The organism is Erwinia sp. E602, assembly GCF_018141005.1.
Lineage (GTDB): Bacteria > Pseudomonadota > Gammaproteobacteria > Enterobacterales > Enterobacteriaceae > Erwinia.
This window is the reverse complement of record NZ_CP046582.1, coordinates 883,293-895,785: the sequence shown is the minus strand read 5'-3', so window position 1 is coordinate 895,785 and position 12,493 is coordinate 883,293. Positions and strand designations below refer to the sequence as shown.

Genomic DNA, 12,493 nt, shown 5'->3' with positions numbered 1-12,493 from the left:
ATGTTTCCTGAACGGCGGGCGAGTGGCGGCGGGACGGCGTTGCTACCTGAGAAATCATCGGCTTTGCGATAGCCGCAGCATTCTGACCGCTTGCAGTCGCTGGCGCTTTCCGCAACACTGAAGCCTGTGTAAACGCTTACCCAGTAAGGCAGTAAACCCTATGGCTACCATAAAGGATGTTGCCAGGCTCGCGGGCGTATCGGTCGCGACCGTATCAAGGGTGATCAATCACTCGCCCAAGGCGAGCGAAAGTTCACGCCTGGCCGTAACAGAGGCGATGGAGTCGCTTCATTATCACCCCAACGCCAACGCGCGCGCGCTGGCCCAGCAGTCGACGGAGACCATCGGGCTGGTGGTCGGCGACGTATCCGATCCGTTTTTTGGCGCGATGGTTAAATCGGTGGACGAGATTGCCTGGCAGACCGGCAATTTTCTGTTGATTGGTAACGGTTATCATGACGAGCAGAAAGAGCGCCAGGCGATTGAGCAGCTGATCCGCCACCGCTGCGCGGCGCTGGTGGTTCATGCGAAAAAGGTGCCGGACAGCGAGCTGATCCCGCTGATGAAACAGATCCCGGGTATGGTGCTGCTGAACCGGATAGTGCCGGGGTTTGAGCCACGCTGTATCGCGCTGGATGACCGTTACGGTTCCTGGCTGGCGACCCGCCATCTGATTCAGCAGGGTCATGAAAATATTGCCTTTATCTGCTCGACCCACTCAATCTCCGATGCCACCGATCGTCTGCAGGGTTACTACGACGCCCTGAAAGAGCACGGGATCGCGGTCAACGACCGGCTGGTCGCCTGGGGAGAACCGGATGAGGTCGGCGGTGAGCTGGCGATGACCGAACTGCTCGGTCAGGGTAAAAACTTTACCGCCGTCACCTGCTACAACGACTCAATGGCCGCCGGCGCGCTGGCGGTACTGAGTGATAACGGCGTGCAGGTGCCGGAGCAGATGTCGCTGATCGGCTTTGATGATGTGCTGGTCTCGCGCTACGTTCGCCCGCGCCTGACCACCGTGCGTTACCCGATCGTCACCATGGCACAGCAGGCCGCCGCGCTGGCGCTGGCCTTAGCCAGCGGCCAGGCTCTGCCGGAGGTCACCAACCTGTTCAGCCCGACGCTGGTTCGCCGTCACTCGGTCAGCGCACCGCCCGCCTGAGCCGCCGGCCGGGGGTTTCACCAGGGTCTGAAGAGGGGCCCTGATACGCCAGCCAGACGTTTCCGTCAGACGGCAAAAAGCCGGTCCGGAAGGACCGGCTTTTTGCCGTGATGGCGTGAAGTGCGTCAGCTGCACGTTTGTGCCGCAGACAACGTCGCACTCCCCGGTCTTTTACAGCTCCAGCGCCAGCAGTTCGGCCACCGTCTGCGCACGGCGGATCTGGCGCGGCTGGCCGTTTTCAAACAGCACTTCCGGGATCAGCGGACGGCTGTTGTAGTTAGAGGACATCGAGGCACCGTAAGCGCCGGTGTCGTGGAACACCAGGTAGTCACCAACCTGCACAGCAGGCAGCGCGCGGCTCTCCACCCTGCCGCCCTCCTGCTGGGTGAACACATCACCGGATTCGCACAGCGGCCCGGCCACCACGCTCTCAACGCAGGCCTGTTCATCCAGCTCACGCCCGTCACCGGCGATGGCGGAAATATGGTGATAGCTGCCGTACATGGAGGGACGCATCAGCTCGTTAAAGCCCGCATCCACCAGTACAAAGTGACGGCTGCCCATCTGCTTCACCGCGCGCACCTGGCTTAGCAGCACTCCGGATTCTGCCACCAGGAAACGGCCTGGCTCGATCTCCAGCTTAACCGGGTGACCAAGGTGCTGCGCCACGCGCTGACGCGCGCTGTCCCACAGGCCAAAATAGTGGCGGGTATCGATGGTTTCACCGCCCGGCTGGTAAGGAATCGACAGGCCACCGCCGGCGGAGATCGCCTCCAGGTCCTGGCCAAAATTCACCACCAGGTTGACCATCGCGTCGCACACCTGCTCCAGGTGGCCGTAGTCGACGCCGGAACCGATATGCATATGAATGCCCACCAGTTTAAGCTGGTAGCGCTGAATCGCCTCCAGCGCCAGCGCCATGTCGCCGTGCCAGATACCGTGCTTGCTGTTCTCCCCGCCGGTATTGGTTTTCTGGCTGTGGCCGTGGCCAAAGCCAGGGTTGACACGCAGCCACACCGGGTGCCCGGCTGAGACCGCGCCCAGCTGGTGCAGCATGTCGACCGAACCGGCGTTGACCGGCACCTTCAGCTCCGCCACCCGCGCCAGCGTTGGCTCATCAAGCAGATCGGCGGTAAAGACGATCTCGTCGCCGCCCGGCTGATAACCCGCCGCCAGCGCACGCTCGATCTCGCCCAGCGACACCGAGTCGACCTTCACCCCCGCCTCACGCATCAGGCGCAGAATATGGATGTTCGAGCAGGCTTTCTGCGCGAAGCGTACCACGTCAAACTGCTGCAGCTGGCCGATGCGCTCACGGATAATCTCCGCATCGTAGGCCCAGACCGGGCCGGGATACTGGCGCGCCAGGGCCAGCAGGTTGGTATGGTTCAGGGCGGTGGTGGTATCGGTAAGCGGGCGTGGCATAAGGCGTCTCCATAGGTTGATAACGCTATTACGCCACAGGCGCAGGCGGGATAAAAATATCTGTTTTAATGAAGTCTATTCATTCATGATATGGCTAAGGGTGTTTTAAGGAGTACAGCCCATGGCTGGCGTGTCGCTACGGCATATCGAAATTTTCCACGCGGTGGTCACCACCGGCAACCTCACCGAGGCCGCTACGCTGCTGCATACGTCGCAGCCGACCGTCAGCCGCGAGCTGGCGCGGTTTGAAAAGCTGACTGGCCTGCAGCTGTTCGAGCGGGTACGCGGCCGCCTGCAGCCGACCGTGCAGGGGCTGCGGCTGTTTGAGGAGGTGCAGCGTTCGTGGTACGGGCTGGATCGGATTATCAGCGCCGCCGAGGGGCTGCGGCAGTTCCGCCAGGGCGAGCTGTCGGTGGCCTGTCTGCCGGTGTTCTCCCAGTCGCTGCTGCCGCTGCTGTGCCAGCCGTTTATGCAGCGTTACCCCGAGGTGAGCATGAACATTATTCCGCAGGAGTCGCCGCTGCTGGAGGAGTGGCTGTCGGCCCAGCGCTACGATCTCGGGCTGACCGAAACCACCCACACCCCGGCCGGCACCGGGCGCAGCGAGCTGTTTACGCGTAATGAGGTGTGCGTGCTGCCCGCAGGGCATCCGCTGACGCAGCGCGACTGCCTGACGCCGCAGGATTTTGCCGGGCAGAACTACATCAGCCTGTCGCGCACCGACAGCTACCGCCAGCTGCTGGACGGGCTGTTTCACGAACAGGGGGTACAGCGGCGGATGGTGATGGAGACGCACAGCGCCGCGTCGGTGTGTGCGATGGTCAGGGCGGGAGTGGGAATTTCGATCGTCAACCCGCTGACGGCGCTCGACTACGCCGACAGCGGGGTGATAATGCGGCGTTTCAGCGTTGACGTACCCTTTACCGTCAGCCTGATCCGCCCTCGTCACCGTCCGGCCTCGGCGCTGGTCGAGGCCTTCAGCCAGCATCTGCAGCAGCAGGCTGGCCTGTTCGGCCAGCGCCTTGACCGGCAGCTCGGTTAAGCGTTAACCGCCTGCGGTTCGCCGCGGGTGTTGCGGAAGGTATACAGGCAGATCAGCAGCCCGACCACCGCCAGCACGGCGGCAGAAACCGGTACCGCCGTCAGGCCGTAGCCGCCGCCGATCACCGCCCCGCCGACCCAGGCACCCAGCGCATTGCCGACGTTAAACGCCGAAATGTTCAGCGTGGATACCAGGTTCGGCGCGTCCTTACCGTGGCGCACCACGTTAATCTGCAGCGCCGGCACCATGGCAAAGGTCGCCATCGCCCACAGGAACAGGGTTATCTCCGCCAGCCACAGCGAGTGGCTGGTCCAGCTGAACAGCAGCGAGAACACCGCAATCAGTGAGAAGCTGAGGATCAGGCTGAACGACACACGCCAGTCGGCCAGTTTACCGCCCAGCGTATTGCCGACCGTCAGGCCGGCACCGATCAGGAACAGCGTCCAGCTGACGCCGCGATCGCTGATGCCGGTCACTTCCAGCAACAGCGGCGCAATATAGCTGAACAGCGCAAACATCGCGGCGGCAAAGAACACGGTCATCAGCAGCGACAGCCACAGCCTGCCGTTGTTCAGCGCGCTGACTTCGCTGGCAAGGTGCACCGGCTTTTCATCGCGGTTGGTCGGCAGGCTGACCATCAGGCCAATAAACGCCAGTACGCCAATCACCGAGACGCCCCAGAAGGTGGCACGCCAGCCGAACAGCTGACCAAACCAGGTGCCGAGCGGCACGCCAAGCACGTTAGCCAGCGTTAAGCCGGTAAACATCAGCGCCACGGCGGACGCCTGTTTGCCCGGCGCCACCAGGCTGGCGGCCACCACTGCGCCAATGCCGAAGAAGGCTCCGTGGCACAGCGCGGTGACGATGCGGGCCAGCATCAGCAGGTTATAGGTATAGGCCAGCGCACAGAGAATATTGCCGACGATGAAAATTGCCATCAGCAGGATCAGCGTGCGTTTACGCGGCAGTTTTGCCGTCAGCAGCGCCATGATCGGCGCGCCAATCGCCACGCCCAGCGCATAGCCGCTGATCAGCCAGCCGGCGGATGGGATCGACACCTGCAGATCCTTCGCCACTTCCGGCAACAGACCCATGATGACAAATTCGGTGGTGCCGATGGCAAAAGCGCTAAGCGCCAGCGCCAGTAATGAAACAGGCATAACAGAGACTCCTGGACAAAGAGATGACCCGCTCCCGGCAACGAAGAGGGAGCCCGATCAGAAAACGATGAATCGGTGATAACTGAGAACCAGATCACAGACGGACATTAAAGCACAGCGCCCCCCGCCCTGACAGTCCACTCAAGGCAAGGGTGTATTGCCATTTTTGCAACAATCGGCCTCTGCCACCTCTGTCATTAACATCAGCATCCCTGATGCTTAACAATTAGGAATCCTCTCACCCTTAAAGGCCTTAATCCCCTTAATTTAAGGTGAGTCAGGTTGTTGGGCGATGAAAAAAACACCACCATGCGCCGCAGAAACACCAGCAACTTTCTGCGAAGGGTAAGCCACTGACGACATCAGGCACCGCCGTATCCGACGGAAAGTTATTCACTTACCCGAAGGAAACGTAATGAAAATTTTAATCGCACTGTCAGCCCTCGTCCTCAGCGGATGCTCGGTGGGTGACTACCACTACAGCAAAGAGTCCCTTAAGCGCGTCGATATGACCTTTACCGGCATTCCCACTATCCTCGGTGCCGGTTCGCTCGGCTCGACCATTCCGCTGACGCCGGAGTACAGCCTGACCGCCGCGCACGTGGCGAAGTTCTCACTCCACCGCGTGAAGGCCTGGCACCCCCAGTGCGATCTGGCGGTGATTTACCATGACAACAGCGACCTGAAGCAGTCGCCGGTGTTCCGTAACAGCAACATCGGTGACCGCGTTAACTATTACGGCTACAGCTTTATCAGCGCCATGCCGGTGGCCTCCAGCGGCGTTAACCTGATTAATACCGGCATCGATAACAGCTATAACAAACGCGGCTGCGTGGCGGTGGCCAGCAACGCCGGCGTGGTGAAAGGCATGTCCGGTGGCCCGGTCTACAACGCCAGCGATGATTCGATTGCCGGGGTGATCGTCGGCTACAGCGGCCGCATCAACGATAAGAAAACCGGTGAGAAGCTGTACAGCGACGTATCGCTGTACATTCCTTACGCCGGCTTTGAACAGTGGCTGACCAACGCCATTAACAGCTAATCCAACCCCGCGTGATGCCCGCTAATCTCCGCCCCCTGACGACGGATTAACGGGCATTCTGGCGCGCCGCAATAAAAATGTCGCACCCGGCACTAATGAGATCTTAAGCACGTCCGATAACCCATTGTGTCCGGACGACAACGCTGGCCCGGCCTGCCCGGCCAGCCTTCAGCACCACGGCAGACGCCTTTAACCCCTGATTACGTAAGGTGAATTAACCACTTACCGTTAGGGATCATCCGAAAAAACTCACTCCAGGACCAGGAGGATTGCGATCCCTGTGGGCATCGTTAGGCTTGATGACGAAAAAATACATTAGCCCTCTGCAATAAAAAAAGCCTCAATCACTGCAGAGAGGGGGAAAGGAATCTGGCGGAAAACACGTTTAAACCACCGGGGTTACCTATGCGATCTGCAGTATGCCTGTTAGCGGTCTGCCTGAGCGGCTGCTCAGTCGGCAGCTATCACTACAGTGATGAAACGTCCAAACGGGTCGATATGACCTTTACCGGCATTCCTACCATCCTCGGTGCGGGAACGCTCGGCACCACCATTCCGCTGACCGCGGAATACAGCCTGACCGCGGCCCATGTGGCAAAATATTCGCTCTACCGGGTGAAAGCCTGGCATCCCGAGTGCGACCTGGCGGTGGTCTACCATAAAAATGATGAGCTTAAACAGCAGCCGCGCTTTCGCAACGGCAAGCTGGGCGATCGGGTGAATATGTACGGTTACAGCTTTATCAACGCCCTGCCGATGGCTTCCAGCGGCGTCAATCTGATTAACACCGGTCTGGATAACAACTGGAACAAGCGCAGCTGCGTGGCGGTCGCCAGCAGTGCCGGCGTGGTACAGGGGATGTCCGGCGGCGCGGTGTATAACGCCTCGGACAATACCGTCGCCGGGGTGATTGTCGGCTACAGCCGGCGGCTTGACGATATTAAAACCGGCAAGCTGCTGTATCGTGACGTGTCGCTGTATATCCCTTACGCCCGTTTTAACCAGTGGCTGACGGCGGCGCTGCTCGGCTGAACCGCCATCAGACTTGCGGACTCGCCCGCCCTACTCTTCCTGCAGCACGAACATGCCAAACGGATGGATCTGCAGGAAGAAGCTGTCGCCCGGCGCGGGCTGCAGCTCGGTCGCATTGACCTGCAGCAGCAGCTGTTGCCCCTGCCACTCCACCAGCACCTCGTACTGCGGCCCCATATAGGCCACTTTAATGATGCTGCAACGCTGGCTCGCCTCTCCCCGGGTGCTGAGGGTGATCGCCTCCGGACGCACGCCCACCGTACAGTGCTGACGATCGGCGGCAAAGCCGTCAGGACGCGGGACAGAATAGCCCTGAATCTCCACGCTGGCGGGGAAGATCCGCGCCTGGAAGATATTGATATCGCCCATAAAGCTGGCCATAAAGCGCGAAGCCGGGTAGCGATAGAGCTGCTGCGGTTCGCCGAGCTGCATAATCTGCCCTTTGTTCATTACCAGTACGCTGTCGGAGACCGCAAAAGCCTCGCTCTGATCGTGTGTGACATACAGCGAGGTGATGTTGAACTGCTGCTGCAACTCGCGGATCTTTTCGCGCATGCTGCGGCGCAGGTTGGCGTCCAGGTTACTCAGCGGCTCATCAAACAGCAGCACCTTCGGCTTGAGGATCAGCGCGCGGGCCAGCGCCACGCGCTGCTGCTGGCCACCGGAAATCTGGTCAACGTAGCGGTCGGCAAAGCCCGCCAGGTCAACCAGCTCCAGCGCTTCCTCTACCCGCTCACGGATTTCCGCCTTTGGCCGGCCGGTCATCTTCAGCCCGTAGCCGATGTTCTCCCCCAGCGACATATGCGGGAACAGCGCATAGGACTGAAACACCATGCAGATGTCGCGCTGCTGAATCGAGCGGTGGGTAACGTCCTCACCGTCGATAAAGATCTGCCCGTCGCTGGGCTTTTCCAGCCCGGCAACCATGCGCAGGACGGTGGTTTTTCCGCAGCCCGACGGGCCGAGCAGCGTCACCATCTGCCCCTGCGGAATCGACAGGTTGAGGCCTTCAATCACCGCATTGCTGCCAAATCGCTTGGCGACGTTGCGCAGTTCAACAAAACCTTTTTTAGCCTGGGTTGCTGCAATATTGGCGTTCATAAGCACTCTCTAACTGTTTTTCGCCCGCGAGCGGGCCACGCGCGCTTCACCGACCAGCGCATCGAAAATAAAGATAATTGCCAGCATCACCACGATCAGAATCGAACCGTAGGCGATCGCCATACCGTACTCACCGTCCTCAACGCGGTTGAGGATGTAGGAGGTGGCGACGCGGGTGTCCGGCGTGACGAGGAAGATAATGGCGCTGACGGTGGTGATAGCCCGCACGAAGCTGTAGATCAGCGCCGAGAGGATCGCCGGGCGCAGCAGCGGCAGCACGATGTAAACCATGGTGCGCAGCGAACCGGCGCGCAGGCTGAGGGAGGCTTCGTCCAGCGACTTGTCCAGCTGGCCCAGCCCGGCGATCCCGGCGCGAATGCCTACCGGCACGTTGCGCATCACCATCGAGATAATCACGATCGCGGCGGTACCGGTGAGGTACACCGGCGCGCCGTTAAAGGCGAGGATATAGGAGATACCCGCCACGGTGCCCGGTACGGCAAAGCACAGCATGGTGGAGAACTCGATCACCTTCTTACCGCGGAACTGCTGGCGCACCACCACCCAGGCGATCAACAGGCCAAACAGGGCGGTAATCGGTGCCGCAACGCCGGCAAACAGCAGCGTGTCGAGCAGTGATGGCCATGCGCCCTCGCTGAAGCCCTGGCCGAACAGCTTGCTGAAGTTATCCAGCGTCAGGGTGTAATCCACCCCCCAGTTGACGGTAAAGCTGCCGAAGAAGATGCTGCCGTACAGCAGGACGTTAAAGGCGATCCACACCCACAGCAGGGTCGTCACCGACCACACCAGCGCGCGCGGCAGCGGCTGTACGTCGCCGCGTGAGGATTTGCCGGAGATGGTGACGTAGGAGCGCTTACCGATCCACAGATACTGCACGCAGAACACCAGCAGCGAGAACAGCAGCAGGATCACCCCGAGCGTACTGGCGGAGGTGTAGTCCAGCTGTGCACCGGTGATATAGAAGTAGATCTGGGTGGCCAGCACGTCAAAGTTGCCGCCGAGCACCAGCGGGTTACTGAAGTCGGCCAGCGACTGCACGATGACGATCAGGAACGAGTTGGCCAGCGCCGGCTTCAGCAGCGGCAGAAACACCTGTTGAAAGGTCTGCAGACGGGTAGCGCGCAGCGTATAGGAGGCCTCTTCCAGCGACGGGTGCAGCGTTTTAATCGCGCCGTCGAGGATCATAAAGGACATCGGCGTAAACGCCAGCACCTGGGCCAGCCAGATACCGGTGAAGCCGTACAGCCAGTTGGTGTCGGTCAGGCCGAAGTACGTCACCATCAGCTCGGTAACGTAGCCGGATCGCCCCATCATCAGCGTAACGCCCAGCCCGACCACGAACGGCGGCGTGACGATCGGCAGAATCGAGAACACCCGCCCCAGCAGCGCCGAACGTTTGGCGATGCGCGTGGTGTAGATCGCCAGAATCAGGCCGAAGAAGGTACAGCCTACCCCCACCGCGGCGCTGAGCAGGAACGAGTTCCACACCACCAGCAGGATATGTTTTTGCCCGAGCACGGCCATGAACTGCAGCGGCGCAAAGTCGCCGTTGTCGTCGGTGACCATCGGTTTGAAGATCGCCAGGCTCGGCCAGATGATAAACAGGCCGATTAACGCCACGATGGCAATCAGCGAAGCCAGCACAAAGCGGTCGCCGCCCAGCCACTCCAGCCGCGCCAGCGCCACGGTGATCACCCCACCCAGCCCGATAAGCATGACAATAGTGCCGTAGCCCATGCCGCTACCGGTCAGCGCGGCGCTGGCCACCATCAGCAGGGCGCAGCCCGCCGCCCAGCCCGCGTCAAAGCGGTGGCGCGCAGCCGCGTTGCCGGCCCGCAGCGGCCGCACCAGCAGCAGCAGCGGTGGCAGCAGCCACAGCAGGCTGATATTCAGGCCGGACCAGCCGTAGGCGGCGAGGATCTCGTCCGCCGTCGACTCCATCAGCCCGTAGTTCAGGCTGAAGACCGGCAGCAGCAGGTAGCCCGCCACCAGCAGCGCCAGCCAGATAAAAACAGCATCTTTGCCCTGCGTCTGGCGCAGCGCGATGGTGTTACTCATAGTATTCCCCGGAAGTTGGTACAGCAGGTGAGCGCGCCCGCAGGCGCGCCATCAGGCGGATTACTGGCCCATTTTGACGTCGTTAACCCATTTGGTGATCAGGTGCTTACGCGTCTCGGTCGCCCCGAACTTATCCATGTCGTAGTCAATCAGCTTGAGATCGTCGAGCTTCAGCGAGTTCGGCGATGACTCGGCGGTGGTGTTGGTGAGGATCTGGTAGGACTGGCCTTTTTTCCACGACAGCTCCTGCGCCTCTTTCGACAGCGCCCAGTCAACGAACAGCTTCGCGTTTTCAGCGTTACGGGCGTTTTTCAGGATGCTGACGCCGCCGACTTCATAGCCGGAACCTTCACAGGGTGAAACCAGCGTCAGCGGTGCGCCCTTCTCTTTCTCCAGCGAGTAGTCGTGCAGGAAGCCGATGCCGATCGCCGTTTCACCGCGGGCGGCGTTACGCGCCGGGGCGATGCCGGATTTAGTGTACTGCGAGATGTTGCCGTTAAGCTGTTTCAGGTAGGCAAAGGCCTGATCCTCGCCCCATAGCTGGGTAAAGGTGGCCAGTGCGGTGTAAGCGGTGCCGGAGCTTTGCGGGTCAGCAATCTGAATTTCACCCTTATAGACCGGGTTGGTCAGATCCTTCCAGCACTTAGGCTCCGGCAGGTTCTTCTCCTTCAGCCGCTGGGTATTGACGCCGAAGCCGAGAATGCCGACGTAGATCGCCGAGGAGAAGTTGCCCTTCAGTTTGGCCGGATCGCGGAACTGCGGCATGATCTGCTCAAGGTTCGGTGATTTATACGCCTGCAGCAGCCCCATCTCCCCCGCCTGCGACTGCGGGTCGAGCGTGCCGCCGTACCAGACGTCGGCCTGCGGGTTGTTTTTCTCGGCGTCGACCTTGGCCAGCGTGCTGCCGGAGCCGTTGCGGATAAAGCTGGTTTTCACGTCATACTTTTCGCCGAAGGCTTTGGCTTCTGTTTCACACATGGCGTTGGTGGCGCTGCAGTAGATCACCAGCCGGCCTTGCGCGTGAGCGGTGCCGGCCAGCGTGCCGAGGGATACCGCGGCCACCATCAGGGTAGAGAGCATGTTCAGTTTCATCAGGTTATCCTTATTTTCGGGGGTCGGCAGACCCCGTCATTACGGAGCCTGTTTAAATCTCAACCGGTTCAGCCCGGCAATCAGCAGCGGCATCAACAGCAGGCCGATACAGCCCGCCGCCGCGGTCAGTAAGGCAAAGAATCCGGGCCAGCCGTAGTCCTGCATCAGCTTCGCCAGCGGCCAGCCGGCCAGCGCCGCGCCGAGATAGGCAAACAGCGCCAGAAAGCCGGTGACGGTGCCCGGCGCGTCTTTATGGCTGTACTCCGCCGCCGCCAGGCCAATCAGCATCTGTGGACCAAAGACAAAAAATCCGAGGCTGAAAAAGCTCACCGACAGCAGCGCAGGGTGGTGTACCGGCGCCAGCCACAGCGCGGCCATACTGATAAACAGCCCGCAGGCAAACAGCAAAATCACCGGCGCGCGCTGGCCGCGAAACAGCAGGTCAGAACCCCAGCCGGCGAACAGCGCGCCGATCACCCCGCCCAGTTCAAACAGCGACAGCGTGGCGTTGGCTGCCAGCAGGCTGACGCCGTGGGTTTCGGTCAGCCACAGCGTGCCCCAGTCGTTAAGCGCGATGCGGATCAGATAGACCAGCACGTAGGAGACGCTCAACAGCCAGATAGTGCGGTTGGCCAGAATGTCGCGGCGCAAAATGTGCCGCAGCGTCGACGGCGGGCTGTGCTGCAGCTGCCACAGCTCCAGCGGATCGCGCCGCCACTCGCCGACCGGCGGCAGCCCCAGCGTGGCCGGCTTATCGCGCAGCTGCCAGCACAGCCAGATACCGATGGCGATGCCGACCGCGCCGGGCAGCAGCAGCGCCGCCTGCCAGCCCTGGCTTACCGCCAGCCAGCCTGACAGCAGCGGCACCAGCGCCCCGCCGAGGTTGATGGAGGTATTCCAGCAACCCCACCAGAAGCCGCGCTCATTTCTGGAGTACCAGCTGGTCAGCAGCCGCGCACAGGGTGGCCAGCCCCAGCCCTGGAAAAAGCCGTTCAGCGTCCACACCACCAGCAGCGCACTCCACGAGTGGCACAGGGTAAAGACGATATTCAGTACCCCGGTGGCGATCAGCCCGCAGCCCATAAACCAGCGGGCGGAACAGCGGTCGCTGAGCAGGCCGGAGAAGAACTTCGACGCGCCGTACACCAGGTAAAACAGCGTGCCGAGCAGGCCGATATCCGCCTTATCCAGCCCCAGCTCCAGCTGCAGCACCGGCATCACGTGGCTGATGCTGCGCCGGGTGAGGTAAAACGCGGCGTAGCCGATAACCATCGCGAACAGCAGCCGCGGCCGCCAGTAGCGGTAGCGTTCGGTAATCTGTTCTGGCGTCAGAGCGACGGCAGCCATGTCAACCT

Annotated in this window: 10 protein-coding genes; 4 read left to right on the top strand and 6 right to left on the bottom strand. The window is 61.2% G+C overall.

The window, feature by feature from the left end; all coding sequences use genetic code 11:
* Positions 1-160 precede the first annotated feature (160 nt).
* Positions 161-1,165, top strand: a complete 1,005-nt coding sequence (gene galR, locus GKQ23_RS05495) for an HTH-type transcriptional regulator GalR (protein ID WP_212409974.1) — start codon at positions 161-163, stop codon at positions 1,163-1,165.
* Positions 1,166-1,336: 171 nt separating this feature from the next.
* On the opposite strand, the gene lysA is transcribed toward galR, so the two are convergent.
* The gene (lysA, locus tag GKQ23_RS05490) at positions 1,337-2,590 is read right to left on the bottom strand and encodes a diaminopimelate decarboxylase (RefSeq protein ID WP_212409973.1); all 1,254 of its coding nucleotides are present in this window, start codon (positions 2,588-2,590) and stop codon (positions 1,337-1,339) included.
* 121 nt (positions 2,591-2,711) lie between these two features.
* Here lysA and GKQ23_RS05485 point away from each other — a divergent pair, with 121 nt between their 5' ends.
* Positions 2,712-3,632 carry a LysR family transcriptional regulator gene (locus GKQ23_RS05485; RefSeq protein WP_056231960.1) on the top strand — a complete coding sequence of 307 codons (921 nt, stop codon included), beginning with the start codon at positions 2,712-2,714 and terminating at the stop codon, positions 3,630-3,632.
* Here GKQ23_RS05485 and GKQ23_RS05480 read toward each other — a convergent pair.
* Complete coding sequence (locus GKQ23_RS05480; RefSeq protein ID WP_212409972.1) at positions 3,629-4,792, bottom strand: MFS transporter; 1,164 nt, start codon at positions 4,790-4,792, stop codon at positions 3,629-3,631. The genes GKQ23_RS05485 and GKQ23_RS05480 overlap by 4 nt on opposite strands.
* A gap of 415 nt (positions 4,793-5,207) precedes the next feature.
* Here GKQ23_RS05480 and GKQ23_RS05475 point away from each other — a divergent pair, with 415 nt between their 5' ends.
* Positions 5,208-5,834, top strand: coding sequence for a trypsin-like peptidase domain-containing protein (locus tag GKQ23_RS05475; RefSeq protein WP_056231955.1), 627 nt, complete (start codon positions 5,208-5,210; stop codon positions 5,832-5,834).
* 405 nt (positions 5,835-6,239) lie between these two features.
* Positions 6,240-6,866: a hypothetical protein gene (locus GKQ23_RS05470; RefSeq protein WP_056231953.1), complete on the top strand. Its 627-nt coding sequence runs from the start codon at positions 6,240-6,242 to the stop codon at positions 6,864-6,866.
* A gap of 30 nt (positions 6,867-6,896) precedes the next feature.
* On the opposite strand, the gene fbpC is transcribed toward GKQ23_RS05470, so the two are convergent.
* Genes fbpC through uhpC form a run of 4 tightly spaced genes read right to left on the bottom strand, consistent with a single transcriptional unit; the run spans position 6,897 to position 12,485 of the window.
* On the bottom strand, positions 6,897-7,967 hold the full coding sequence (gene fbpC / locus GKQ23_RS05465; RefSeq protein ID WP_212409971.1) for a ferric ABC transporter ATP-binding protein: 1,071 nt from the start codon (positions 7,965-7,967) through the stop codon (positions 6,897-6,899).
* Positions 7,968-7,976: 9 nt separating this feature from the next.
* Positions 7,977-10,046, bottom strand: coding sequence for an iron ABC transporter permease (locus GKQ23_RS05460; protein WP_101505331.1), 2,070 nt, complete (start codon positions 10,044-10,046; stop codon positions 7,977-7,979).
* 60 nt (positions 10,047-10,106) lie between these two features.
* Positions 10,107-11,138, bottom strand: a complete 1,032-nt coding sequence (locus GKQ23_RS05455; RefSeq protein ID WP_212409970.1) for an ABC transporter substrate-binding protein — start codon at positions 11,136-11,138, stop codon at positions 10,107-10,109.
* 39 nt (positions 11,139-11,177) lie between these two features.
* Complete coding sequence (uhpC, locus tag GKQ23_RS05450) at positions 11,178-12,485, bottom strand: MFS transporter family glucose-6-phosphate receptor UhpC (RefSeq protein ID WP_212409969.1); 1,308 nt, start codon at positions 12,483-12,485, stop codon at positions 11,178-11,180.
* Positions 12,486-12,493: the final 8 nt, after the last annotated feature.